24 protein-coding genes and 1 tRNA gene are annotated in these 23,889 nt (G+C 61.7%); 19 read left to right on the top strand and 6 right to left on the bottom strand.

The genetic code is table 11. The annotated features are described in order from the left end of the window. Positions 1-98 precede the first annotated feature (98 nt). The 13 genes from ruvC (at position 99) to NLX68_RS07125 (ending at position 9,534) form a co-directional block, all read left to right on the top strand. Complete coding sequence (ruvC, locus tag NLX68_RS07185) at positions 99-623, top strand: crossover junction endodeoxyribonuclease RuvC (RefSeq protein ID WP_010223196.1); 525 nt, start codon at positions 99-101, stop codon at positions 621-623. A 108-nt stretch (positions 624-731) separates the two neighbouring features. Next, positions 732-1,340: a Holliday junction branch migration protein RuvA gene (ruvA, locus tag NLX68_RS07180; RefSeq protein ID WP_010223195.1), complete on the top strand. Its 609-nt coding sequence runs from the start codon at positions 732-734 to the stop codon at positions 1,338-1,340. Then, positions 1,341-2,396, top strand: a complete 1,056-nt coding sequence (gene ruvB / locus NLX68_RS07175) for a Holliday junction branch migration DNA helicase RuvB (RefSeq protein WP_010223194.1) — start codon at positions 1,341-1,343, stop codon at positions 2,394-2,396. Positions 2,397-2,521: 125 nt separating this feature from the next. After that, complete coding sequence (gene ybgC, locus NLX68_RS07170) at positions 2,522-2,977, top strand: tol-pal system-associated acyl-CoA thioesterase (RefSeq protein WP_045193538.1); 456 nt, start codon at positions 2,522-2,524, stop codon at positions 2,975-2,977. 2 nt (positions 2,978-2,979) lie between these two features. After that, positions 2,980-3,675 carry a protein TolQ gene (tolQ, locus tag NLX68_RS07165; RefSeq protein WP_043864241.1) on the top strand — a complete coding sequence of 232 codons (696 nt, stop codon included), beginning with the start codon at positions 2,980-2,982 and terminating at the stop codon, positions 3,673-3,675. Between the two features lie 14 nt (positions 3,676-3,689). Continuing rightward, positions 3,690-4,142 carry a protein TolR gene (gene tolR, locus NLX68_RS07160; RefSeq protein WP_010223191.1) on the top strand — a complete coding sequence of 151 codons (453 nt, stop codon included), beginning with the start codon at positions 3,690-3,692 and terminating at the stop codon, positions 4,140-4,142. Continuing rightward, on the top strand, positions 4,142-5,218 hold the full coding sequence (gene tolA / locus NLX68_RS07155) for a cell envelope integrity protein TolA (RefSeq protein WP_254283463.1): 1,077 nt from the start codon (positions 4,142-4,144) through the stop codon (positions 5,216-5,218). Before tolR ends, tolA begins: the two co-directional genes overlap by 1 nt. Before the next feature lie 17 nt (positions 5,219-5,235). After that, on the top strand, positions 5,236-6,516 hold the full coding sequence (gene tolB, locus NLX68_RS07150; RefSeq protein ID WP_223253888.1) for a Tol-Pal system beta propeller repeat protein TolB: 1,281 nt from the start codon (positions 5,236-5,238) through the stop codon (positions 6,514-6,516). Between the two features lie 52 nt (positions 6,517-6,568). Beyond that, positions 6,569-7,066 (top strand): peptidoglycan-associated lipoprotein Pal, encoded by a 498-nt coding sequence (gene pal, locus NLX68_RS07145; protein WP_010223188.1) that lies wholly within the window; start codon positions 6,569-6,571, stop codon positions 7,064-7,066. A gap of 6 nt (positions 7,067-7,072) precedes the next feature. Beyond that, on the top strand, positions 7,073-7,903 hold the full coding sequence (gene ybgF, locus NLX68_RS07140) for a tol-pal system protein YbgF (protein ID WP_254283462.1): 831 nt from the start codon (positions 7,073-7,075) through the stop codon (positions 7,901-7,903). 158 nt (positions 7,904-8,061) lie between these two features. Next, positions 8,062-8,709: a 7-carboxy-7-deazaguanine synthase QueE gene (gene queE / locus NLX68_RS07135; RefSeq protein WP_254283461.1), complete on the top strand. Its 648-nt coding sequence runs from the start codon at positions 8,062-8,064 to the stop codon at positions 8,707-8,709. Positions 8,710-8,722: 13 nt separating this feature from the next. Further along, on the top strand, positions 8,723-9,397 hold the full coding sequence (gene queC, locus NLX68_RS07130; protein ID WP_254283460.1) for a 7-cyano-7-deazaguanine synthase QueC: 675 nt from the start codon (positions 8,723-8,725) through the stop codon (positions 9,395-9,397). Between the two features lie 61 nt (positions 9,398-9,458). Continuing rightward, positions 9,459-9,534: transfer RNA gene (locus tag NLX68_RS07125), tRNA-Lys, on the top strand. Between the two features lie 134 nt (positions 9,535-9,668). Here NLX68_RS07125 and NLX68_RS07120 read toward each other — a convergent pair. Then, positions 9,669-11,882: a TonB-dependent siderophore receptor gene (locus tag NLX68_RS07120; protein ID WP_254283459.1), complete on the bottom strand. Its 2,214-nt coding sequence runs from the start codon at positions 11,880-11,882 to the stop codon at positions 9,669-9,671. A 168-nt stretch (positions 11,883-12,050) separates the two neighbouring features. Next, positions 12,051-13,304: an SMI1/KNR4 family protein gene (locus NLX68_RS07115; RefSeq protein WP_254283458.1), complete on the bottom strand. Its 1,254-nt coding sequence runs from the start codon at positions 13,302-13,304 to the stop codon at positions 12,051-12,053. Between the two features lie 148 nt (positions 13,305-13,452). Here NLX68_RS07115 and NLX68_RS07110 point away from each other — a divergent pair, with 148 nt between their 5' ends. Continuing rightward, complete coding sequence (locus NLX68_RS07110; RefSeq protein ID WP_254283457.1) at positions 13,453-13,911, top strand: carboxypeptidase-like regulatory domain-containing protein; 459 nt, start codon at positions 13,453-13,455, stop codon at positions 13,909-13,911. Here NLX68_RS07110 and NLX68_RS07105 read toward each other — a convergent pair. Then, the gene (locus tag NLX68_RS07105) at positions 13,853-14,803 is read right to left on the bottom strand and encodes a DMT family transporter (RefSeq protein WP_254283456.1); all 951 of its coding nucleotides are present in this window, start codon (positions 14,801-14,803) and stop codon (positions 13,853-13,855) included. The genes NLX68_RS07110 and NLX68_RS07105 overlap by 59 nt on opposite strands. A 96-nt stretch (positions 14,804-14,899) precedes the next feature. Between NLX68_RS07105 and NLX68_RS07100 the strand changes: the two genes are divergently transcribed. Beyond that, positions 14,900-15,781 carry a LysR family transcriptional regulator gene (locus tag NLX68_RS07100; protein ID WP_254283701.1) on the top strand — a complete coding sequence of 294 codons (882 nt, stop codon included), beginning with the start codon at positions 14,900-14,902 and terminating at the stop codon, positions 15,779-15,781. A 48-nt stretch (positions 15,782-15,829) separates the two neighbouring features. Then, entirely contained in the window at positions 15,830-16,522 is a 693-nt protein-coding gene (locus NLX68_RS07095; protein WP_254283455.1) for a peptidoglycan DD-metalloendopeptidase family protein, read from the top strand. A 1-nt stretch (position 16,523) separates the two neighbouring features. Here the strand turns inward: NLX68_RS07095 and NLX68_RS07090 are convergent, their stop codons facing one another. The 3 genes from NLX68_RS07090 to NLX68_RS07080 are packed head-to-tail and all read right to left on the bottom strand — an operon-like array spanning position 16,524 to position 20,316. Continuing rightward, complete coding sequence (locus NLX68_RS07090; protein WP_254283454.1) at positions 16,524-17,822, bottom strand: FAD-binding oxidoreductase; 1,299 nt, start codon at positions 17,820-17,822, stop codon at positions 16,524-16,526. After that, positions 17,819-18,907, bottom strand: coding sequence for a polyamine ABC transporter substrate-binding protein (locus NLX68_RS07085; RefSeq protein ID WP_254283453.1), 1,089 nt, complete (start codon positions 18,905-18,907; stop codon positions 17,819-17,821). The genes NLX68_RS07090 and NLX68_RS07085 overlap by 4 nt, the downstream gene beginning before the upstream one ends. Before the next feature lie 50 nt (positions 18,908-18,957). Then, the gene (locus NLX68_RS07080; protein WP_254283452.1) at positions 18,958-20,316 is read right to left on the bottom strand and encodes a glutamine synthetase family protein; all 1,359 of its coding nucleotides are present in this window, start codon (positions 20,314-20,316) and stop codon (positions 18,958-18,960) included. A gap of 174 nt (positions 20,317-20,490) precedes the next feature. On the opposite strand from NLX68_RS07080, the gene NLX68_RS07075 reads away from it, so the two are divergent. Genes NLX68_RS07075 through NLX68_RS07065 form a run of 3 tightly spaced genes read left to right on the top strand, consistent with a single transcriptional unit; the run spans position 20,491 to position 23,880 of the window. After that, entirely contained in the window at positions 20,491-21,405 is a 915-nt protein-coding gene (locus tag NLX68_RS07075; protein ID WP_254283451.1) for a helix-turn-helix domain-containing protein, read from the top strand. A 54-nt stretch (positions 21,406-21,459) separates the two neighbouring features. Next, the gene (locus NLX68_RS07070) at positions 21,460-22,329 is read left to right on the top strand and encodes an oxaloacetate decarboxylase (RefSeq protein WP_254283450.1); all 870 of its coding nucleotides are present in this window, start codon (positions 21,460-21,462) and stop codon (positions 22,327-22,329) included. A 54-nt stretch (positions 22,330-22,383) separates the two neighbouring features. Further along, positions 22,384-23,880, top strand: a complete 1,497-nt coding sequence (locus NLX68_RS07065; protein ID WP_254283449.1) for a YdgA family protein — start codon at positions 22,384-22,386, stop codon at positions 23,878-23,880. Positions 23,881-23,889: the final 9 nt, after the last annotated feature.

Here is a 23,889-nt window from a genome sequence, read left to right as displayed (position 1 = left end):
GCAAGCCCGCTCCTACCGGCCCGAGGCCGGATCTGCCTGCAGTTGCATTGCACCTGCAAGCCGGTCCGGCTTCTGTTTTTACTATGGCGCAAAGACGTATGACTCTGATTCTTGGCATCGACCCTGGCTCGCGCATCACCGGCTATGGCGTGGTGCGCCATACTGGGCGCGGCTGCGAGTATGTGGCGTCCGGATGTATCCGTACCGGCGCGGGCGAGCTGCCGGAGCGACTGCAGATCGTGTTTCGTGGCGTGCGCGAGATCATTCGCCAGCACGGCCCGGTGACCATGGGCATCGAGCGGGTGTTCATGGCACGCAACGCCGATTCGGCGCTCAAGCTCGGCCAGGCCCGTGGTGCGGCCATCGTCGCCGCCATCGAAGAAGGCCTGGAGATTGCCGAGTACAGCGCCACCCAGGTCAAGCAGGCGGTTGCCGGCACGGGTGGCGCCAACAAGGAGCAGGTGCAGATGATGGTCATGCACCTGCTCAAGCTGACGCAGAAACCGCAGATCGACGCCTCCGACGCCCTGGCCATCGCCTTGTGCCACGCCCATACCCGCTCAAGCCTGGTGCCCCATGGCCTGGGGGCGGCGCGCAGTCGCAGCGGGCGTTTGCGGCTCTGATAGCATCATCTGCTGAAACACATTTTGCCCGGGCAATGCCATCGGCCATTGCATTTGCTGTTAGGGTTGACCGGTCGTTTGCCGGTGCCCATGAGGAAGGATCGGAACGTGATTGGACGTTTGCGCGGAACCCTGGCTGAAAAGCAGCCGCCGCACCTGATTGTCGATGTCAACGGCCTGGGCTACGAGCTCGAAGTGCCGATGACCACCCTGTACCGCCTGCCCAAGGTCGGTGAAGTGGTGACCTTGCACACCCACCTGGTAGTACGCGAGGACGCCCATCTGTTGTATGGCTTTCATGAAAAGCGCGAGCGCGAGCTGTTTCGCGAGCTGATCCGTCTCAATGGCGTGGGTCCCAAACTGGCCCTGGCATTGATGTCGGGCCTGGAGGTCGACGAACTGGTACGCTGTGTCCAGGCCCAGGATGCTTCGGCCCTGGTCAAGGTCCCGGGGGTCGGTAAAAAGACCGCTGAGCGCCTGCTGGTTGAGCTCAAGGATCGTTTCAAGGCCTGGGAAACCTCTCCGGCCATGTTTGCCCTTGTGCCCAATGGTCCACTACCGATTGCCAGCGTCTCCAGCGCCGAAGCGGATGCCGTCAGCGCGCTGATTTCCCTGGGCTACAAACCTCAGGAAGCCAGCAAGGCCGTGGCCGCGGTGGATGCCAAGGGTCTGAGCAGCGAAGAGCTGATTCGTCGCAGTCTGAAGGGAATGATCTAAGTGATTGAAGCCGACCGCCTGATAGCCGCCACCGGACGTGACCGTGAAGAGGTCCAGGACCGGGCGATCCGCCCCTTGCGCCTGGCCGAATACATTGGCCAGCCGGTGGTGCGTGAGCAGATGGCCTTGTTCATCGAGGCTGCCCGTGGGCGCAACGAGTCCCTCGACCACACCCTGATCTTCGGTCCGCCGGGGCTGGGCAAGACCACCCTGGCCAACATCATTGCCCAGGAAATGGGCGTGTCGATCAAGAGCACGTCAGGGCCGATCCTCGAGCGTCCGGGTGACCTGGCCGCCTTGCTGACCAACCTCGAGCCTCACGATGTGCTGTTCATCGACGAAATCCATCGCCTGTCGCCCATCGTCGAAGAAGTGCTGTACCCGGCCATGGAAGACTTCCAGCTCGATATCATGATTGGTGAGGGGCCGGCGGCGCGCTCGATCAAGCTCGACCTGCCACCCTTTACCCTGGTCGGCGCCACCACGCGGGCCGGCATGCTGACCAACCCGCTACGCGACCGTTTCGGCATCGTCCAGCGTCTTGAGTTCTACAACACCGAGGACCTGGCGACCATCGTCAGCCGTTCCGGTGGCATTCTCGGCTTGCCGATCGAAGACGAAGGCGCCTTCGAGATCGCCCGCCGGGCCCGTGGCACGCCGCGGATCGCCAATCGCCTGCTGCGGCGGGTGCGCGACTACGCCGAGGTGCGCGGCAAGGGCCATATCACCAAGCCGGTCGCCGACATGGCGCTGAACCTGCTGGATGTCGACGAGCGCGGCTTCGATCACCAGGACCGGCGCCTGCTGCTGACCATGATCGAGAAGTTCGATGGCGGCCCGGTCGGGGTCGACAGCTTGGCTGCGGCCATCAGTGAAGAGCGCCACACCATCGAGGATGTGCTCGAACCCTACCTGATCCAGCAGGGCTACATCATGCGCACCCCACGGGGGCGGGTGGTTACCCGTCACGCCTATCTGCATTTCGGCCTGAACATCCCCAACCGCCTGGGCGAATCGATCAGTGGCGAGGGTTTTTCTGCCCAGACCGATGAATGACAGATTTATCCAGCGTTTCTGTGGTCCTAACCGCGGGCATGCCTCAGTCGCGCTGGCAATACGACATAATCGATGAAAAACAGTTGCCGGGGCGGATTGGCAAGCTGAGGAGTTAGCACTAGAGTATGCGCGCGCAAAATGAGCTAGAGCCGTTCGCACATCGTTGTCGTGTCTATTACGAAGATACCGATGCCGGCGGCGTGGTGTATTACGTCAATTACCTGAAATTCATGGAACGTGCCCGCACCGAGCGGTTGCGTGACCTGGGCTTTGCCCAGTCGGCACTGGCGCAGGACAACCTGCTGTTCGTGGTCCACTCCAGCGAGGCGCGCTATCACGCGCCAGCGCGGTTGGACGACGAATTGCGGGTTACCGCGCAAGTGCTTGAATTGAACCGCGCCAGCCTGCGCTTCGTGCAGCAGGTATGGCGCGAAAAAGATGCAACGCTGCTCTGTGAGGGGCAGTTCCTGGTGGCCTGTGTGCGCGCCGATACTTTCAAACCCCGGGCCATCCCCCAAGCGCTGCGCGCGGCCTTTGCCGAGGCGGGCGATCCGGGTACTCATTCAAATGCAGGAGATTAAGCGTGGAAGCTAACGTCGTCGACCATACCTCCATGTGGAGCCTGGTCAGCAATGCCAGCATCGTGGTACAGCTGGTCATGCTGATTCTGGTGGCCGCATCGGTAACGTCATGGATCATGATTTTTCAGCGCAGCACCATGCTGCGCGCCGGTCGTCGTGCGCTGGAAAGCTTTGAAGAGCGCTTCTGGTCGGGTATCGACCTGTCCAAGCTGTACCGTCAGGCTGGCAGCAACCCGGACCCGGATTCGGGCGTAGAGCAGGTGTTCCGCGCCGGCTTCAAGGAATTCTCGCGTCTGCGCCAGCAGCCGGGCGTCGACCCTGATGCGGTCATGGAAGGCGTTGGCCGGGCCATGCGCGTAGCCATCTCCCGCGAGGAAGAGAAGCTCGAGCAGAGCCTGCCGTTCCTCGCCACCGTCGGTTCGACCAGCCCGTACATCGGCCTGTTCGGTACTGTCTGGGGCATCATGAACTCGTTCCGCGGCCTGGCCTCGGCGCAGCAAGCGACTCTGGCCACCGTGGCCCCGGGTATCGCCGAAGCCCTGATCGCCACCGCGATCGGCCTGTTCGCCGCGATCCCTGCGGTTATTGCCTACAACCGTTTCGCTGCCCGCAGTGAAGTCTTGATCGGCCGCTACTACACGTTCGCCGACGAGTTCCAGGCCATCCTGCACCGTAAAGTGCACACCAGCGAAGAGTGATCAGGTAAAAGCCCATGGCCCGAGTTCGCCACAAACGCAAGCCGGTCGCCGAAATGAACGTGGTGCCATACATCGACGTGATGCTGGTACTGCTGGTGATTTTCATGGTGACCGCACCGATGCTCAACCAGGGCGTGAAGGTCGACCTGCCCAAGGTTTCCAGCGAAGCCTTGCCGCAGGACAACAACACCCAGGTCCTGACCATTTCGATCAAGGCTGACAAGACCTACTACTGGAACCTTGGCAGCGAAGTCGACACCGACAAGCAGATGGACAAGGCCATGACCTTGCCGCAAATGACCGACGCCGTGACCAAGATCATCGGCGCCGGCCGTGACCAGGGCAAGCAGACCCAGGTCTTCATCCGTGGCGACAAGTCCGTCGACTACGGCGCGGTCATGGGTGCCATGGGCGGGTTGCAGAAGGCAGGTGTCGGTAACGTTGGCCTGATTACCGAGGCGCCCTGATGCAACAGCGAGAGCCATCCGCCTCGGAAAGCTATTTCTGGCCCAGCGTCTGGGCCATTGCGCTGCACGTTCTGGTGTTCGGCATGCTGTTCGTCAGTTTTGCCATGACCCCGGAACTGCCGCCGGCCAAGCCTATTGTCCAGGCAACCCTGTACCAGCTCAAATCCAAGAGTCAGGCCACCACCCAGACCAATCAGAAGATTGCCGGTGAAGCCAAGAAGACTGCTTCGCGTCAAACCGAAGAAGAGCAGATGGAGCAGAAGAAGGTCGAGCAGCAGGCAGTGAAGGCTGCGGAACAAAAGAAAGAAGAAGCGGCTCAAAAGGCCGAAGAGGCGCGAGCCGAAGCCGAAGCGAAGAAAGCCGAACAAGCCGAGAAGGCTGAAGAAGCGAAGAAAACCGCCGAAGCCAAGAAAGCCGAAGAGGCGAAAAAGGCCGCCGAGAAGCAACAGGCCGACATCGCCAAGAAGAAGGCCGAAGAGGAAGCCAAGAAAAAGGCTGACGAAGAGGCCAAGAAGCAGGCAGCTGAAGACGCCAAGAAAAAAGCAGCCGAGGACGCCAAGAAGAAGGCGGCCGAGGATGCCAAGAAGAAAGCAGTGGCCGAGGAAGCGAAGAAGAAGGCCGCTGAAGACGCCAAGAAGAAAGCTGCAGCCGATGCGGCCAAGAAGAAGGCACAGGATGCAGCCCGCAAGGCGGCGGAAGACAAGAAAGCCCAGGCCCTGGCCGAGCTTCTGTCCGACACCACCGAACGGCAGCAAGCCCTGGCTGACGAGCAGGGTGATCAGGTAGCCGGCGACTTCGACGATCTGATTCGTGCACGTGCGGCCGAGGGTTGGGCACGTCCACCTTCTGCGCGCAAGAACATGACGGTGGTCCTGCAGATCGGCATGTTGCCGGATGGCACCATTACCTCGGTGAGCGTAGCCCGCTCCAGTGGTGACGGTCCGTTTGACAGCTCGGCTGTGGCAGCGGTCAAGAACATTGGTCGTTTAACCGAAATGCAGGGCTTGAAACCGAGCGAATTCAATCCCTATCGTTCATTCAAGATGACATTCACACCTGAGGATCTAGCCTTGTGATTAACCTTCTTCGAGGACTGCTGGTCGTTCTCTGCTGCGCAGCAGGGTTGGCCGTAGCAGATGAAAAGAACATTCTGGTCACCAGCGGCAGCGATCGCGCCACGCCGATCGCCGTCGTGCCGTTCGGTCTGCAGGGCGGCAGCGTGCTGCCTGAAGACATGGCTGACATCATTGGTAATGACCTGCGCAACTCCGGTTATTACTCGCCGATCCCTCGGCAGAACATGATCAGCCAGCCGAGCCAGGCCAGCGAAGTGATCTTCCGTGACTGGAAAGCCCTGGGCGCCCAGTACGTGATGGTCGGCAGCATCGTGCCAGCGGGCGGTCGCCTGCAGGTGCAGTACACCCTGTTCAACGTCGCCACCGAGCAGCAAGTGCTGACCGGCAGCGTCTCGGGCGGCGTCGATCAACTGCGCGACATGTCGCACTACATCGCCGACCAGTCGTTCGAAAAGCTCACCGGCATCAAGGGTGCGTTCTCCACCCGCATGCTCTACGTGACCGCCGAGCGCTTCTCGACCAACAACACCCGTTACACCCTGCAGCGTTCGGACTACGACGGTGCGCGGGCGGTAACCCTGCTGCAATCGCGTGAGCCGATCCTGTCGCCGCGCTTTGCACCAGACGGCAAGCGTATTGCCTACGTGTCGTTCGAGCAGAAGCGTCCGCGCATCTTCGTTCAGCACATCGACACCGGCCGCCGTGAGCAGATCACCAACTTCGAAGGCCTCAACGGTGCGCCAGCCTGGTCGCCGGATGGTTCGCGCCTGGCGTTCGTGCTGTCCAAGGACGGTAACCCGGACATCTACGTGATGAACATGGGCTCGCGCCAGCTGTCGCGCGTGACTGCAGGGCCTGGTATCAATACCGAACCGTTCTGGGGTAAAGATGGCTCGACTATCTACTTCACCTCCGACCGTGGCGGTAAACCACAAATCTACAAAACCAATGTTTCCGGCGGTGGTGCAGAGCGGGTAACTTTTGTGGGTAACTACAACGCCAACCCTAAACTGTCGGCGGATGAAAAGACCCTGGTGATGATTCATCGCCAACAAGGTTTCACCAACTTCAAAGTGGCTGCACAAGATTTGCAACGCGGTAGTGTAAAGATTCTCTCCGAGACCAGTCTTGATGAGTCACCCACTGTTGCGCCCAACGGCACCATGCTAATCTACGCCACCCGCCAGCAGGGCCGGGGAGTCTTGATGCTCGTCTCTCTCAATGGACGCGTGAGGCTCCCGCTTCCTACCGCTCAAGGCGAAGTCAGAGAACCGTCCTGGTCCCCTTACCTGAACTGACGCGGCGCTTTACGTTTTACTTAACACACTGGGGTTCATTAGGAGTTTCACGATGGAAATGCTGAAGTTTGGTAAGTTTGCTGCGCTGGCTCTGGCCATGGCCGTAGCTGTAGGTTGCTCCTCCAAGGGCGGTGATGACGCTGGCCAAGGCCAAGTCGATCCTAACGCTGGCTACGGTGCCAACACTGGCGCTGTTGACGGCAGCCTGAGCGAAGAAGCTGCTCTGCGCGCAATCACCACCTTCTACTTCGAATACGACAGCTCGGACCTGAAGCCAGAAGCCATGCGCGCTCTGGACGTTCATGCCAAGGACCTGAAAGGCAACGGCGCTCGCGTCGTGCTGGAAGGTAACACCGACGAGCGTGGTACTCGCGAATACAACATGGCTCTGGGCGAGCGTCGTGCGAAAGCCGTTCAACGCTACCTGGTTCTGCAAGGCGTTTCTCCTGCCCAGCTGGAACTGGTTTCCTACGGCGAAGAGCGTCCAGTTGCTACCGGCAACGACGAGCAGTCCTGGGCTCAGAACCGTCGCGTCGAACTGCGTAAGTAATTCGATATGCGAACGTGCCGTCGTGCTGTAACCGTCCTGGCTCTCACCCTGCCTCTCATGGCCTGGGCTGAGGTTCCTGTTGTTGATGACAACGCAGGCTATAGTGGCGCAAGCAGCTATCCACCTGCGGGTTATGGTACGAACGGCGCCTATGCCGGGGGAGGGGTTACGGCCCCTGCCTCGGCACAGGGCCAGCTGTTCATGCAACTGCAGCAAATGCAGGAGCAGATTGCGCGTCAACAAGGCATCATTGAAGAGCTGCAAAATGATGTATCACGCATGAAACAGGAGAGCCTGGAGCGTTACCAGGACCTGGATCGGCGTATCGGAAGCGGTGTAGCACCTGCCGCGACTCCGACCAATTCCCCAACCGGTGGCGAAGCCGCTGCCGGTGCTGCTGCAGGCGCCGCCGCCGGTGCTACCGCCGGCCAACCGCCTGCCGCCAGCAGCGAACCTGGTGATCCGGCGAAAGAGAAGCTCTACTACGATGCTGCTTTCGACCTGATCAAAGCCAAGGATTTCGACAAGGCCAGCCAGGCGTTCAACGCCTTCCTGCGCAAGTACCCGAACAGTCAGTACGCCGGCAATGCCCAGTACTGGCTCGGCGAAGTAAACCTGGCCAAGGGCGACCTGCAAGCTGCAGGGCAGGCCTTCGCCAAGGTCAGCCAGCTGTATCCCAAGCACAACAAGGTGCCGGACTCGCTGTACAAACTGGCCGATGTAGAACGCCGCCTGGGTCACACCGACCGGGTCAAGGGCATTCTCCAGCAGGTGGTTACCCAGTACCCGGGGACCTCGGCTGCACAACTGGCCCAGCGCGACCTGCAAAAGCTCTGACCCAGCCGTTTTAGAAGAAACCCGCGCTAGTCGCGGGTTTTTTCGTTAGAATCATTGCCCTTTTATGAAACACGCTGCTGCGAACTACGCGATGACGGGTTCTCAGCGGTGCCTGACGGAGGCGGACAGCCTGTTTAGCTGTTACGCCCGTGGCGACTATGCAAGACACATTACGTATCACCGAAGTTTTTTACTCTTTGCAGGGTGAAACGCGTACCGCTGGGCTGCCCACGGTATTCGTCCGCCTCACCGGCTGCCCGTTGCGTTGCCAGTATTGCGACAGCGAATACGCCTTCAGCGGCGGCAGCATCCGCACCCTTGATTCGATCCTCGACCAGGTCGCCGGTTACAAGCCGCGCTACGTGTGCGTCACCGGTGGTGAGCCGCTGGCCCAGCCCAATGCCATTCCTTTGCTCAAGCAGTTGTGTGACGCCGGTTACGACGTTTCGCTGGAGACCAGTGGCGCCCTGGATATTTCCAAGGTCGACACCCGGGTCAGCCGCGTCGTCGACCTCAAGACCCCAGGCTCGGAAGAAGTGCACCGCAACCGTTACGAGAACATCGAACTGCTGACCCCCAACGATCAGGTCAAGTTCGTTATCTGTTCCCGCGAAGACTATGACTGGGCGGTGTCCAAACTCATTCAGTACGGCCTGGAAAAACGCGCCGGCGAAGTGCTGTTCTCGCCAAGCCACCATCAGGTGAGCGCCACTGACCTGGCCGACTGGATCGTGGCCGATAATTTACCGGTTCGCTTTCAGATGCAGCTGCACAAGCTGCTGTGGAACGACGAACCGGGACGCTGACAGGAGCGATGCTATGACTGAGAAACGTGCGGTAATTCTGCTTTCCGGCGGCCTGGACTCGGCCACCGTGGTTGCCATGGCCAAGGCCGAAGGCTATAGCTGCTACACCATGAGCTTCGACTACGGCCAGCGCCATCGCGCTGAGCTGAACGCCGCCGCGCGGGTTGCCCGTGACCTGGGCGTGGTCGAGCACAAGGTCATTGGCCTGAGCCTGGACGGTATTGGCGGTTCGGCCCTGACCGATAGCAGCATCGATGTACCCGAGGCGCCGAGCGAAGGCATTCCGGTCACCTACGTGCCTGCGCGCAATACGGTGTTCCTGTCCTTGGCCCTGGGCTGGGCAGAGGTGCTTGAGGCCCGCGATATCTTCATCGGCGTCAACGCCGTGGATTATTCCGGCTACCCGGATTGCCGTCCGGAGTTCGTCGAGGCTTTCGAGCGCATGGCAAATCTTGCCACCAAAGCCGGTGTCGAAGGGCGGGGCTTTCGCATCCAGGCACCGCTGCAGAACCTCAGCAAGGCGCAGATCGTCCAGGCCGGCATGGCCCGTGGGGTCGATTACAGCCTGACCGTTTCTTGCTATCAGGCCGATGATGAAGGCCGTGCCTGCGGTAAATGCGACAGCTGCCGCCTGCGCGCCGAAGGCTTCAAAGCCGCCGGTGTAGAGGACCCGACCCGATATTTTTAAATTATTTTGCGATGGGGTGTTGATTTCCTGTTAGAAATCAGTATTATACGCGCCATCCAACGGGTCGTTAGCTCAGTTGGTAGAGCAGTTGGCTTTTAACCAATTGGTCGTAGGTTCGAATCCTACACGACCCACCATACGCTGTAAGAGAAAGCCCGCGACCTGCAAAGGTCGCGGGCTTTTTCGTTTCTGTGGGAGCGGGCTTGCCCCGCGATTGCGATATGAAGGACATACGCAATCGCGAGGCAGGTTGCATCCTCGCTCCTACCAATCAGAACGCGTAGGTCGCCGAGAGAATCGCCGAACGCGCATCGCCATACTCGATTGCCGAAGAACGTGCCCCGGTACCGTTTTGCTGGCGGACACGTTCGACATAGTCCTTGTCGAACAGGTTGTTGACGTTCAGCTGCAGATCCAGGTCCTCGTTGACCCGGTACGCCACCATCGCATTGTGCAGCCAATAGGCGTCAAGCTTGGCGCTGGTGCTGGAGGTCACGTTGCGTTCGCTGACGTAACGCGCGCCATAGCCCAGGGTCCAGCCAGCAGGCAGCTCGTAGGTGGTCCACAGGTTGAGCGAGCGTGGCGGGGTGTTGCCCAGCGCCTGGCCTTCACGGGCAATACCGGCTGCGGTGTCGGCGGCCTTGAGGGTTTCACTGTCGAGGAAGGTGTAGTTGGCGAACACATCCCACTGTTCAGTGATGTGCCCGGTCACGCCGACCTCCACGCCCTGTACGCGCTGCTTGCCGGCCAGCTGGGTCGAGCCGTCGGCCATGGTTTCGCGCGCGTTGGTCTTCTCGACGCGAAACAGGGCGGCATCCAGCTCCAGGCGTTTGTCGAGCAACTCCCATTTGGTGCCCAGTTCCCAGGTCTGGTTTTTCTCCGGGGCGAGGTTTTCAGTGGTAGCACTCAGGCCGCCACCGGTGGAGGCCAGGCTTTCGGCGGAGGGGTTGAAGGAGTTGCCCCAGGCCAGGTAGATGCGCCCATTCTCTGTGGGCTTGTAGACCAGCCCGGCGCGGCCACTGAGTTTCTCGTCGGTCGATTCGAAGTCGGAGGTGCGCACACGGGCGGCGTCGTAACCCTGGGCCTCGCCTTTGAACATGTCGTAGCGCAGCCCCAGGTTCAGGTCCCATTGCTCATGCAGGGCAATCGTGTCGAACAGGTACAGCGCCTGGTTGTTCAGCTCGGTCTCGGTGTAGCCGCTGGTGGCCTTGTTGGCAGGTCCCGACCAGTACCCCGGCGGGTTGCTCAGGTCGTAGCCGTTGGCAGGGTACAGGGCGTTGCTCAGCCCATAGCCGTAGGTTTTCAGGTCCAGGGTTTCACGTGACACTTCAATGCCGCTGACCAGGTCGTGACGCATGCCCAGCACATTGAAGTTGCTGATCAGGTTGGTCTGGTTGATCCACATTTCGGTGGTCGCGTCGCGGCCATAGCCTTGCGGGCCTGCGGGGCGGTAACGGCCCGGGGGGACGCCGGTGGTATTGACGTGGGAAGCGGATACCGTGGTATCGCGGGCGATATGGCTGTAGCGCGTGAGGTTCTGCAGGCGCAGGTTGTCGTTGAAGTCATGCTCGAAGTTGGCGGTCAGCGAGCTCTGCTCGATCTCTTCCTTGTCGAGGTTCTTCCAGCCGAAATAGTCGTCGCGGTTAACCCCTGCCAGGCGTTTGCCGTCCAGGGCCGGTACGCCGTAGTCAGGCAGGTTGTCATCGACCTGGTGGAAGGCGCTCAGGGTCAGGCGCGTGGACTCGCTCAGGCCCAGGCGCAGGGACGGCGCGACACCCCAACGTTCCCGGTCGATCTGCTCGCGACCGGCGACATCGTTCTGGTGGCCCATGAGGTTGATGCGAAATGCGCTGTCTTGCCCCACGCCTTCCAGCGGCTGGTTGCTGTCCAGGGTCATGCGGTAGTAGTTGTCGGTACCGACGCTGCCGCCCAGGCGGGTAAATGCCTGGTTCTGGGGCTGCTTGCTGATGATGTTGATGGTACCGCCGGTAGTGCCGGCACCGCCGAACACCGAGTTGGGGCCCTTGATGACTTCGACCTGCTCGATGTTGAAGGTGTCGGTGCGGTTGGTCTGCGCACTGTCGCGCAGGCCGTCGATCTGGATGTTGCTGTTGGCCGAGAAGCCGCGGATGTTGATGCTGTCGCCCGAACCACCGCCGCCTTCGCCAGCGTTGAAGGTGATGCCGGAGACGTTGGACAGCACCTGGCGCAGGCTCAGGGCCTGTTGCTCCTTGATGACCTGGGAAGGCACCACGGTGATGGTTTGTGGCGTGTCGAGCAGTGATGTGGCGTACTTGCTCGAGGCCGAACGTTCGGTCTTGTAGTCACCGCCAGCCTGGGCGTCGACGTTGATGTTGTCCAGCTGTAGCGGGGAGGACGGTGCTTTGTCGGCGACGGCATAGCTTGAGGCCGAGGCGACAGCCAGGCCGATGGCCGAAGCCATGAAGGGGCGGGAGGAACGACCGGGGGTGAGTTCGCGTGTCATGAGCGGAGCTACCTGCACAAATAAAAACGCTGTTGTTTATGAGAATTATTAACAGATGCGTTTTTATGATAAGCGCCCCTGAAGCTTCAGCTTCACGCTCAGTTGTATCTGATTATTTCAAAGAACGGCTGCCCACGACGTTCAGCTGTCGCGGGCCCGTTCAAGGCCTCAGTGCACGTGCTGGCGCAGAAATGTTTCCATGCGTTCAGCTTCGGCCAGGTACTGCTCGAAACCGAGATTGCTGTACAGCTTGCCAGCCTTGATCCGCTTGGCGTCGCGACGCTGCTGCTCGGCGCGCTCGACCAGCGCTTTGCGCAACGCGTCGGCACTGGCCTGCGATGCTTCAAGCAGCGGGCGGGCCATGACTTCGGCGCTTTCCATGTGGCCCTGGGCAACGGCGCTCAGCACGGCGTTGGGGTCGCTCAAGGCACCCATGTCCAGCAAGCGGCAGGCCAATGCCGGAGTCACCTGGGCAGCAGCCACCAAGAGCGTGTCGGCTTGCACCGGGATGCCCTGGTCGAGCAACCAGTTGGCCGCTGCCAGGTGCCCATGCTGCAGGCAGCACTCCAGGCTGGCGGCGTGCCCGCGCAGCGCCTCGCTCAGGTCGCAGCCGGCTTTGCGCAGGGCGTCCAGACGCTCGATGTCGCCGTGTTCGGCGGCATCGAGCATTGCCAGTTGGCGCAAGCGGGGCTGGTTGGCGAGGCTGCCGTCAGCCAGTGCCGGGCGCCAGTCCAGTACCCGTTGACGCAGCAATGCCGCCAGTCGGGCTTTGAGCGCCATGCCCGCTTCGCCGTCATTGTCCAGTTCATCCAGTGCTTCAAGCAGTTCGCTGGCGCTGCTGTATTCAGTCTCTGGGGCGAAGGGATCTGCTTCGTAGGCCAGCAGGCGCAACAGCGCGCCGACGTCATCGGCGATGCGGGCAAGGCTGTCCTGGTGCAGGCTGCCGGCCCAGGCTGGCGGCAGTCCACGGCTCCAGGCAATCACCGCGCCGTACTCGGGCCCCGGAGTGACGCACACGTACAGGCGTTCCAGGTACTCGAAACCACCGAACGGCAGGTAGTCCAACTTGCCGCTCCACGGGTGTCCTGCTGCGCGGGCGGCTTCTTCGGCCTGCTCCAGTTCGTGCTCGATCCAGCCCCAAAGGTCGCGATAACCGTCGCTGTCCGGATAGAACAGCTCGCTGAAGGAAAACGGATGACGGTGGCCGTCGTAGACCACCTCCAGGTCATAGCCAACGCGACCGCCGAAGCAGGTTTGCCACAACCGCAGCAGTTGCTCGGGCACCGGGCCGCTCAGGTGAGTTTCGAGGCGGGCCAGGTTGGCTGCGTCAATGGGCGGTTGGCTGTCGAAGATCACGCAACCCTCGAACAGGGCCAGGCGGTGGTCCTGCAGCAGCTGACATTCGGCGGGGGAGAGGTCCATTCAGGGTCCACCTTCAGATTGGGCCGCAGACTCTAGCACGCTATCAAACCGTCATTGTATTGCCCGCGCCCCTCACGCCGAATCGATCTAAACGTCAGGAATGAGCGGGGTAAAATGGTATCGACGCTGTAGCGCAGGAGTCATGGCAATGAAGTCCTTCAGCACACTTGCGTTAATCACCGCACTGGCCGCGGCCCAGTTGGGCTTGCCAGCCCAGTACTTGCAGGCTGCGCAGTACCAGGAGCCGATCGACATGTCCGGGGTCAACTTGCAGCCCCAGGAGCAGAATGGCGTGAGCTACGTCATTGGCGGTATTGGCCTTGATGAGTCACGGGCTATTCAGCAAGTTCAGGGTTACAACCTGCATCTGACGTTCTCGACCGGCCCGCAGAACGAGTATGTGCCGGACGTCGACCTGACGATTCAAGGGGGGCAGGGGCAAGCCCTGCTGCAACTGAATCAGGTCGGGCCGATGGTCTACGTGAAGCTGCCGCCGGGCCGATACAATCTGCTCGCCTCGCGTAACGGCGAGCAGCAGATGAGCGCAGTCACCCTTGTTCCGGGTCAGACTGGCACGGTGAACCTGCACTGGAAGCAGGACAACTGAGCGGCGTCGGCACCCGGTTGGCCAGCAGTATGCCAAGGATCACCAGGGTGCCGCCGGCCAGCATGGCACCAGTCAGTTGCTCGCCCAGCAGCAGGGCGCCGGCTACCACGGCGGTCAGCGGGTTGAGGGCGATGAAGCTGCCGGCCCGGGTCGGACCGATTTTAGCGATGGCGTCGTAGTACATCACGTATGCCAGCGCGGAACCCACAGCCCCGAGATAGGCCAGGCTGAGGAGGTCGCGCGCCGTCAGCGCGCGCAGCGATGCGAGGCTCATGCTGCCGTTGAGCGTAGCGTGCAAACCGAGCATCAGCGCCCCGGCGAACACCGCATAGGTCACGGTGTGCAGCGCACCGATCTGCTTCACTACGCGGGTGCAGAACACACTGAAGATCACCCAGCTCAGTACACAGCCGAAAATCAACCCGTCGCCGATCCCGTGGCCCTGGCCGAGCGCCCCGGGGGCTCGGGCCAGCACCACCCAGCCGGCGCCCAGCAGGCACAGGGCGACGCCCAGCAGTTGGGCCCTGCCCAGGCGTTGCCTGAAGCACAGGTAGGCGACGATCGCCATGACGGCAGGATTGGTCGCAACGATCAGTGAGGCTCTGGAGGCGTCCGTGTACTGCAAGCCGTGGAAGAAGAACAGGGTATAGGCATAGATCCCGAAAAAGCCCAGCCCCACGATTTGCACGAGCTGCGTTGTGTTGACCCGCACCAAGCCTTGTTTCGAAACCATCAGGATGATCACCAGCACCGCACTAGCGAGGATGAAGCGCAGGCTGCCGAGAAACAGCGGATCGATACCGCTGGCAAGGGCGCGTCCGGCGACGAAGGTGCCGCCCCAGATCATCGCGACCAGTGCGAGTTTCAGAAAGGTGCAAGCGTGAGTTGGCATAGGTAGGCCCTGGCTGACGATGTGGCGTCGATACGCCATACTTGTTCGAATGCAAACTCATAGGGAAATGAGCAAATGCTCATGGGGCTGCTGCCGATGACCTTGACCCAGCTGGAAATTTTCGCCGTGGTGGCGGCGCGCAGAGGCTTTACCCTCGCGGCGGCGCAACTGAACATCTCGCAATCCGGTGTTTCCCACGCTATTCGCGCCCTGGAGCAGGCGCTGGGCGTGGCCTTGTTCGAACGCCAGCAGGGCCGGATCGAACTGACGGATATTGGCAGCCGCTTGCTGCAACGGGCGCAAACGATGCTTGGCCTGGCCGAAACCATGCGCCAGGAGGCCCTGGATGCGCGAGGGATGAAGCAGGGCACGCTGCGCATCGGTTCGTTCGGGCCGACGGCGTCGGTGCGTTTGTTGCCGGCGATACTCAAGGCTTACCGTCAGGCCTACCCCGGCATCGAAGTGCATGTCGACGAGGGCCCGGATCGCCAGGTGTTGCAATGGTTGCAGGAGCGGCGCATCGATATCGGTTTCGTGGTGCTGCCTGAAGAGCAGCTCGACACCTATCCGTTGCTGGAAGACCAGATGGTCGCGCTGCTGCCTGTTGATCATGCGCTGGCGCAGCAACCGGCGGTGACCCTCCAGCAGCTTTGCCGCGATCCCTTCGTGCTGACCGAGGCCGGGTCCGCCGAGATCGTCTCGCGCCTGTTTCTCAGCGCCAGGCTGCAACCACGCATTCGCTACCGCACCTCACAACTGCTCAGCACCCTGGAGATGGTCGCCAGCGGTGAAGGCTTGAGCATCGTTGCCCAGGCGTCCCTGCCGCTGAGCACGACCCTGGAGTACGTGCAGCGCCCGCTCGATCCGCAGGTCAAGCGTACGGTGGGGCTGGCGGTGGTCGATGAGCGAATCATCTCGCCAGCGACCCGCGCCTTTATCGAACTTGCACGGACTTTGCCGCGTAATGTCGCCGACTGATTTATAGTAGCGCCCTCGTCAATGGCGTCTCCGGGAAAAGGAAGTGGTGTGTTTTTCAGGTTTGTTCTGATCGCCGTAATGCTGGCGATGTCCGCATGCAGTTCGCATTCCCCAAGCCCCGGTACCTCTGCCAACAAAGTCGTGGCCGGCACCTACAAGGTCAAGCGCGGCGATACCCTGTATTCGATCGCCTCGCGTCATGGCTGGAGCTTCAAGGAGCTGGCGCGTTACAACGGCATCAGCGCGCCCTATGCGGTGAATGTCGGCCAGACCATTCGTTTTGGCGGCGTAAAAACCACCACACGGACCACCACGAGCACCGCTAGCGCCAGCAAGGCAAGACCCGTGACGCCCGCCACCAAGGTCACCTTGCGCGGTTGGGCATGGCCGCTGCAGGGCACGGTGATCCGCCGCTACTCGTCCGCCGACAAGCTCAACAAGGGCATCCGCATCGCCGCCACACCGGGCCAGCCGGTGTACGCCAGCCTCGGCGGCAAGGTAGCGTTCGCGACGAACATCCGTGGTTACGGCAACCTGATCATCCTCCAGCACGGCACCTCCCATGCCAGCGTCTACGGTCACAACAGCAAGTTGCTGGTCAAGGAAGGCCAGACCGTCAGCAAGGGCCAGAAGATCGCCGAAGCCGGCGACCTGGATACCGACCGGGTGCAGCTGTATTTCGAGATCCGCCAGAACGGCAAGCCGATCGATCCGCTGAGCGTGTTGCCGGCGGCAGGCTGACTCAGCCAAGCACCTCACGCAGGCGATACCAGAACATCCCCAGGGCCAGCAGTGGCGAGCGCAGGGCCTTGCCACCCGGGAAGGTCAGGTGCGGCACGGCGCTGAACACATCCAGGCCCTGGCTGTGCCCGGCATGAATGGCCTCGGCCAATAGCCGCGCGGTCCAGTGGCTGACGTTCAGGCCATGGCCGCTGTAGCCCTGGGCGTAGAACACGTTCGGGTGCTGTTGCAGGCGGCCGACCTGGGGGAAGCGATTGGCGGTGATGCCGATCTTGCCACCCCATTGATAGTCGATGCGGGTGTGCGCCAGTTGCGGGAATACCTTGAGCATCTTCGGCTTCATGTAGGCGGCGATATCCACAGGGTCGCGCCCGGAATAGTGACAGGCGCCACCGAACAGCAGGCGCCGGTCGGCAGACAGCCGATAGTAGTCCAGGCCGACCTTCTGGTCGCACAGTGACAGGTTCTGCGGGATCAGTTGCTCAGCCTGCGCCTGTGACAACGGCTCGGTGGCGATGATGTAGCTGCCGGCGGGCAGCACCTTGCCGCTCAGGCGTGTCTCCAGTTCATCCAGGTGGGCGTTGCAGGCCAGCACCAGGCTGCCGGCGCGCACCGTACCGTGGGTGGTTTTTACCTGCACGGTGGCGCCATGGCTGATTTCCAGCACCGGGCTCTGTTCGAAGAGGCGCACGCCGAGGGACGCGGCCACGCGCGCCTCGCCCAGCACCAGGTTGAGGGGGTGCAGGTGGCCCGAACCGCGGTCGATCAGGCCGCCGGCATAGACGTCGGCGGCGACCACCTGATGCATCTGCTGGGGGCCGACCAATTGTGTTTCATGGCGATAGTTCAGCTCGGCCAGGTGTTCTTGTTCTGCGCGAAAGGCGGCGAACTGCGCCGGGGTGTTGGCCAGTTCGCAAAAGCCCCAGCGCAGGTCGCAATCGATGCCGTGCGCCTGAATGCGCTCGGCTACCACCTCGACCGATTCGATGCCGGCGCGTTGCAGGTACTTCACCCCGTCCTCGCCGACGTAACGGGCAAAACCTGCGACTTCATGGCCGATGCCACGAATCAGTTGGCCGCCGTTGCGACCGCTGGCGCCCCAGCCGATGCGCCGGGCTTCGAGGAGGATCACCGAGAGCCCGCGCTGGGCCAGTTCGATGGCGCTGTTGACGCCGGTAAAGCCGCCGCCGATCACGCAGACATCGGCCTGCAGTTCGGCGCCCAGGGCAGGGTAAGCCGCCAGGTTGTGGGCCGTGGCGCTGTAGTAGGAGCGGGCGTGTTCAGAGGTGTGCTGGTTCATTTGTTCGACTTCACTTTGCTCCAGGAGCGGGTCATCAGGCGCATGATCGCCGGCGTCGGGGTGGTGGAGACATACAGCTTGTCCAGCACCTCTTGGGGCGGGTACACCTCGGGGTTGTTGACCAGTTGCGCATCCATGTACTGCTTGGCCGGCGGGTTGGCGTTGGCGTAGCCGACCACGCCGCTGACCTTGGCGATCACTTGCGGGTCGAGCAGGTAATTGATGAAGGCATAGGCCTCTTTGCGGTTGCTGGCGTCGGAGGGGATGGCCAGCAGGTCGAACCACAGGTTGCTGCCTTCCTTGGGAATGGCGTAGGCGATGTTGACGCCGTTCTTGGCTTCCTTGGCGCGATTGGCGGCCTGGAACACATCGCCTGAGTAACCGAAGGCCACGCAGATATCGCCGTTGGCCAGGTCCGAGACGTATTTGGAGGAGTGGAAATAGGTGATGTAGGGGCGCAGGGTCAGCAGTTTCGCCTCCGCCTTCTTGTAGTCTTCAGGGTTATTGCTGCGTGGGTCCATGCCCATGTAGTTGAGGATGGCCGGGAACAGCTCGTCGGCCGAATCCATGAACGACACGCCACACTGGCTGAGTTTTTTCAGGTTCTCGGGCTCGAACATCACTGCCCAGGAGTCGATGTGATCGACGCCCAGCACCTGCTTGACCTTGTCGACGTTGTAGCCGATGCCGTTGGTGCCCCACAGGTAGGGCACCGAATGCTGGTTGTCGGCGTCGTTCTCCTGCAGGGCCTTGAGCAGTAACGGGTCGAGGTTCTTCCAGTTCGGCAACTGCTCGCGGTCCAGTTTCACAAAGGCCCCGGCTTTGACCTGGCGGGCCAGAAAGTGGTTGGACGGCACCACCACGTCGTAGCCGGTGCGACCGGCCAGCAACTTGCCTTCCAGGGTTTCGTTGGAGTCGAACACGTCGTAGATGACCTTGATACCGGTGCTGCCCTGAAAGTCCGCCAGGGTGGTTTCACCGATGTAGTCGGTCCAGTTGTACACGCTGACACTGGGCTGGGCCTGGGCCGCGGCGCTGACCAGCAGCGCCAGGGTTGCAGTAACGACTGTTTTCATGGGACGCATATCGACACCTTTTCGAATTGTTGTTTTCGATACTTGTTACAAGGTCGAGCTCAAACGCTGAGCAGCAGGAACTCGCGCTCCCAGGAACTGATCACCCGCTTGAAGTTCTCGTGCTCGGCACGCTTGACCGCCACATAGCCACGCACGAACTTGCTGCCCAGGTACTGCTCGATGGTCGGGCAGTCCTCCATGTGCGCCAGGGCGTCTTCGATGGTGATCGGCAGGCGCAGGTTGCGCCGTTCATAAGCGCGGCCCTGCACCGGCGCGCTGGGGTTGATCTTTTCGACCATGCCCAGGTAACCGCACAGCAGGCTGGCGGCAATCGCCAGGTAGGGGTTGGCGTCGGCGCCTGGCAGGCGGTTTTCCACGCGCATGGCCTCGGGGCTCGAGGTCGGTACGCGCAGGCCCACGGTGCGGTTCTCTTCGCCCCATTCGACGTTGACCGGCGCCGAGGTGTCGGGCAGGAAGCGGCGGAACGAGTTGACGTTGGGGGCGAACATCGGCAGCACTTTGGGGATGTACTTCTGCAGGCCACCGATGTGGTGCAGAAACAGCTCGCTCATCTCCCCGTCGGCGTCGACGAAGATCGGCTTGCCGGTGGCGATATCGACCACGCTCTGGTGCAGGTGCATGGCGCTGCCCGGTTCGTCGCCCACAGGCTTGGCCATGAAGGTGGCGGTGACGTTGTGCTTGAGCGCCGCCTCGCGCATGGTGCGCTTGAACACGGTGATCTGGTCGGCCAGGTCCAGGGCGTCGCCGTGACGGAAGTTGATCTCCATCTGCGCCGGGCCGTCTTCGTGGATCAGCGTGTCGAGGTCCAGGCCCTGGGCTTCGCACCAGTCGTAGACGTCTTCGAACAGCGGGTCGAATTCGTTGGCGGCATCGATCGAGAACGACTGCCGACCGCTTTCCGCCCGGCCCGAGCGGCCCAGCGGTGCTTGCAGCGGCAAGTCCGGGTCTTCGCAGCGCTGGGTCAGGTAGAACTCCATCTCCGGGGCGACGATCGGCTGCCAGCCCTTGTCGGTGTAGAGCTTGAGGACTTTCTTGAGCACGTTGCGCGGCGACAGTTCGATCGGCTTGCCCTGCTTGTCGAAGGTGTCGTGGATGACCACGGCGGTCGGCTCGATGGCCCACGGCACCACATACACCGCGGCCGAATCCGGGCGGCAGATCATGTCGATGTCGGCGGGATCAAGCAGGTCGTAGTAGATATCGTCGTCGACAAAGTCCCCGGTTACCGTTTGCAGAAGCACACTTTCCGGCAGGCGCATGCCTCGTTCATGCAGGAACTTGTTGGTCGGTGCGATCTTGCCGCGGGCGATACCGGTCAGGTCACTGACCACGCACTCGACTTCGGTAATCTTGTGTTCTTTCAGCCACGCAGACAGCTGATCGAAAGGGGCATTCATAAAGACCTCGTTGTTGGTTTTATCCACGCCAGGACCGGCAGTTGCGACCGGCTTGCCACCCGAGCGGCTTCCCCTGTAGCGCGTTGAGGTCTATCTTGGGTGACGCGTGCGCATTCGATCTATCCACTTTCAGCAAGACTAAAATGCACCAAAAGAGTGCATAAAGAGCAGCTCATGACAGCGTCAACGCCTTTGCGGGTCCAGGCTTTCAACACCGCCGATGTCACCGAACAGGTCCGCGCCACCCCAGGCTGGACCCAGCATTACCAACAGATGTCTCCCGGGCATTTCGCCGGCCAGTTGCGCTGCCTTGACCTGCAGGGCGTGGAGATCTACGAAGAGTGCATGAACACCCGGATCGAGCAGAATTTCAGTGCGCCGGCCGGCTCCCTGGCGTTTTGCTTCGACCGCAGCGACCACAGCCTTTACGTGCTCAATGGCGAAAGCCGCAACATCTGGATCACCCCGGAGAACTACCAGGAAGTAGCGGTGGTGTTCGGCCCGGAATTCGTCCAGCGCCACGGTCTGGACATCGCCCGCCTCGACGGGCTGTTCATGGCGCCGCTGAATTCGATGCAGAACGACCTGTTCAGCCGCTGGCTGAGCGGGACCCTCACGCGCATCTCGCAGACCCTCGACCCGCCAAGCCAGGATGCGCTGGCCGGGCAACTGCTCGAAGACTGTCTGTTCATTCTCGATAACGCGTGCATCTGCCTCGATCGCGGGGCGTTGTGGCGGCGTACCGAAGAGCGCGCGATCATGCGAAAGGTCGGCGAATGGGCGGCCGATTGCCCGGAAGAAACGCTCAATCTGCTGGAGCTGTCGCAGGTCGCCGGGGTGTCCTTGCGCCAGTTGCAGCACGCCTTCAAGGCCTTCACCGGCATGGCCCCGGCACAGTGGCTACGCCTGCGCCGGCTCAACAGTGCCCGGCGTGAACTGCTCAGTAGCGGGCCCAGCGACACCACCGTGGCCGAGGTGGCCATGCACTGGTCGTTCTGGCACCTGGGACGGTTTTCCGACAGCTACCGCAAGCTGTTCAGGGAGCTGCCCAGCGAGACCCTCAAACGCGCGGCGCTGTCAGTCAGATAGCCAGCAGTGGTAATGTTCGACCTACTAAAATGAAGTCGATAGCCTGGAAAGACCATGCCAAGAGCCTCCCACCAAGACCTGCGTCGCGCGTTCCGCCAACTGCTTGCCTCACCTGCCTGCTACCACACCGCCTCCGTATTCGACCCGATGTCGGCGCGCATTGCCGCCGATTTGGGCTTTGAGGTGGGTATCCTGGGGGGCTCGGTGGCATCCTTGCAGGTGCTGGCCGCACCTGACTTTGCCCTGATCACCCTCAGCGAATTCGCCGAGCAGGCAACGCGGATCGGCCGGGTGGCCCAGTTGCCGGTGATTGCCGACGCCGACCATGGTTATGGCAATGCGCTCAACGTGATGCGCACGGTGACCGAGCTTGAGCGTGCCGGGATTGCCGCGCTGACCATCGAGGACACCTTGCTGCCCGCCCAGTTCGGGCGCAAGTCCACCGACCTGGTCAGCATCGCCGAAGGCGTCGGCAAGATCCGCGCGGCACTGGAGGCGCGGGTCGACCCGGAGCTGTCGATCATTGCCCGCACCAACGCGGCGCTGATTCCTACCGAAGAAGTCATCGCCCGCAGCGTGGCCTACCAGAACGCCGGCGCCGACGCGCTGTGCATGGTCGGTATCCGCGACTTCAACCACCTTGAACAGATCGCCGCGCACCTGAGCGTGCCGCTGATGCTGGTGACCTACGGCAACCCGCAGTTGCACGACGATGCGCGCCTGGCCGAGCTTGGCGTGCGTATCGCCGTCGATGGTCATGGCGCCTACTTTGCCGCGATCAAGGCCACCTACGACTGCCTGCGCGAACAGCGCCGGATCACCGGCAGCGCTTCGGACCTGAGCGCCACCGAACTCACCCATACTTACACCGTACCGGGCGACTACATCGTCTGGGCCCGTGAGTACATGGATGTCAACGAATAAGCCACAAGGCTTAGCCAAAGCAACAACTCTCTACAAATGGAAGCGAAACAATTCATGAAGAAATCTACAGGCGTACTCGGGCTGGTGGTGGCAGTGGCAGCGGTGTGCACCGCAGGTGCCTGGTACACCGGCAAGCAACTGCCAGGCGTGCTGGAAACCACCATCGCCGAGTCCAATGCACAGACCAAGCAGGCGCTGCTGGGCATGGACACGACTATGGAGCTGCAACTGGTATCGCTGGACAGCCGTCTGTTCAGCAGTACCGCCAAATACCGCCTCAAGGTGCAGAACCTGCAGGTTGGCGAAGAAAGCAAAAGTTTCGAGCTGAATTTTGTCGACCAGATCGAACACGGGCCGTTGCCGCTGTCGCGGGTCAAGGCACTGAAACTGATGCCGGTCATGGCTGCCAGCCATTACTCCCTGGAAAAAGATGCCACCACCGCCAACTGGTTCGCCCTGGCCAAGGACGTTTCGCCGCTGCAGGGCCAGGTCGCCTATGGCTATGACCGCTCGATGGACAGTGCTTTCCAGGTGGCGCCGCTGGAGTGGAACAAGGACGGCTCGTCGCTGAAGTTCTCCGGGCTTGAGATCACCGGCCACGGCAACGAAGGTGCCGAGCGGGTGCAGCTCACCGGCCAATCTGCCAGTCTGAGCCTCAACCTGGTCGCCCCGGACCGCGCGCCGCTGAAAGTCGAGATCAAGGGCCTGAGCCTGACCGGCGACATGACCAAGACGCCGTTCGGCTTCTATGTCGGCCAGATGGACATGGCCGTGGCGGACAGCGTCGCGACTTTCGGCGATCAGCAGAAGGTCCTGGTACTCAAGGGCCTGGCGCAGAACAACGAATACAAGAACGACGGTGACAAGCTCTCGGCACGCATGGAATACAAAGTTGCCGACATCAACTACGACGGCAAGGCCATCGGTGCCGGCGAGATGATCTGGAGCCTCAAGCGTTTCGACATCCCGGCCATGCAGGCGTTGATTACCTGGTACCAGAGCCGCCTGCCGGAGTTCCAGCAAGCCGCTGCCGTGGGTGAAGGCATGCCGGACCTGGCGATGACCGACGCAGAAAAAGCCCAGGTGCGCAGCGATGTCCAGCGTCTGCTGGCAGCCAAGCCGCAGATCGCCCTGGAAAACCTGTCGTTCAAGACCGCCAATGGCGAAAGCCGTTTCAACTTCAGTGTTGACCTGGCCAACCCGACCTCCCTGGAGTTGCCACCGCAGGAGCTGTACAAGCAGTTGATCACCCAGGTGCAGAGCAAGCTGTCGCTGTCCAAGCCGATGATCGGTGACTTGGCCACCCTGCAAGCACAGTTCGAAGGCCAGACCGATGCCAACATCGTTTCCCAGCAAGCGGCCCAGGCCGGGGAAATGGTCAGCATGATGGCGGTGCAAAGCCAGATGGCCAAGGTCGAGGGCAACGACATTGTCAGCACGCTGCACTATGCCGATGGCATGGTCGACTTCAACGGCCAGAAGATGACCGTTGAGCAGTTCGCCAGCGTGATCATGGCCAACGCCAGCGCAATGCAGGCGACAGGCGGTTGATGTTCAGGC

Origin of the sequence: Pseudomonas sp. SBB6 (assembly GCF_024213215.1) — a bacterium.
GTDB lineage: Bacteria > Pseudomonadota > Gammaproteobacteria > Pseudomonadales > Pseudomonadaceae > Aquipseudomonas > Aquipseudomonas donghuensis.
Note: the sequence above shows the minus strand (reverse complement) of the source record. Positions and strands in the feature narration are given on the sequence as shown.

What these genes read in the sequence shown, in the direction of transcription:
- NLX68_RS07105 (WP_254283456.1), bottom strand. Translation starts at nt 14,803, where the DNA reads ATGCCAACTCACGCTTGCACCTTTCTGAAACTCGCACTGGTCGCGATG.
- NLX68_RS07085 (WP_254283453.1), bottom strand. Translation starts at nt 18,907, where the DNA reads ATGCGTCCCATGAAAACAGTCGTTACTGCAACCCTGGCGCTGCTGGTC.
- ybgF (WP_254283462.1), top strand. Translation starts at nt 7,073, where the DNA reads ATGCGAACGTGCCGTCGTGCTGTAACCGTCCTGGCTCTCACCCTGCCT.
- NLX68_RS07120 (WP_254283459.1), bottom strand. Translation starts at nt 11,882, where the DNA reads ATGACACGCGAACTCACCCCCGGTCGTTCCTCCCGCCCCTTCATGGCT.
- ruvC (WP_010223196.1), top strand. Translation starts at nt 99, where the DNA reads ATGACTCTGATTCTTGGCATCGACCCTGGCTCGCGCATCACCGGCTAT.
- tolA (WP_254283463.1), top strand. Translation starts at nt 4,142, where the DNA reads ATGCAACAGCGAGAGCCATCCGCCTCGGAAAGCTATTTCTGGCCCAGC.
- NLX68_RS07065 (WP_254283449.1), top strand. Translation starts at nt 22,384, where the DNA reads ATGAAGAAATCTACAGGCGTACTCGGGCTGGTGGTGGCAGTGGCAGCG.
- ybgC (WP_045193538.1), top strand. Translation starts at nt 2,522, where the DNA reads ATGCGCGCGCAAAATGAGCTAGAGCCGTTCGCACATCGTTGTCGTGTC.
- NLX68_RS07070 (WP_254283450.1), top strand. Translation starts at nt 21,460, where the DNA reads ATGCCAAGAGCCTCCCACCAAGACCTGCGTCGCGCGTTCCGCCAACTG.
- NLX68_RS07115 (WP_254283458.1), bottom strand. Translation starts at nt 13,304, where the DNA reads ATGGACCTCTCCCCCGCCGAATGTCAGCTGCTGCAGGACCACCGCCTG.
- NLX68_RS07075 (WP_254283451.1), top strand. Translation starts at nt 20,491, where the DNA reads ATGACAGCGTCAACGCCTTTGCGGGTCCAGGCTTTCAACACCGCCGAT.
- queE (WP_254283461.1), top strand. Translation starts at nt 8,062, where the DNA reads ATGCAAGACACATTACGTATCACCGAAGTTTTTTACTCTTTGCAGGGT.
- NLX68_RS07080 (WP_254283452.1), bottom strand. Translation starts at nt 20,316, where the DNA reads ATGAATGCCCCTTTCGATCAGCTGTCTGCGTGGCTGAAAGAACACAAG.
- NLX68_RS07110 (WP_254283457.1), top strand. Translation starts at nt 13,453, where the DNA reads ATGAAGTCCTTCAGCACACTTGCGTTAATCACCGCACTGGCCGCGGCC.
- NLX68_RS07090 (WP_254283454.1), bottom strand. Translation starts at nt 17,822, where the DNA reads ATGAACCAGCACACCTCTGAACACGCCCGCTCCTACTACAGCGCCACG.
- tolR (WP_010223191.1), top strand. Translation starts at nt 3,690, where the DNA reads ATGGCCCGAGTTCGCCACAAACGCAAGCCGGTCGCCGAAATGAACGTG.
- pal (WP_010223188.1), top strand. Translation starts at nt 6,569, where the DNA reads ATGGAAATGCTGAAGTTTGGTAAGTTTGCTGCGCTGGCTCTGGCCATG.
- queC (WP_254283460.1), top strand. Translation starts at nt 8,723, where the DNA reads ATGACTGAGAAACGTGCGGTAATTCTGCTTTCCGGCGGCCTGGACTCG.
- NLX68_RS07100 (WP_254283701.1), top strand. Translation starts at nt 14,900, where the DNA reads ATGACCTTGACCCAGCTGGAAATTTTCGCCGTGGTGGCGGCGCGCAGA.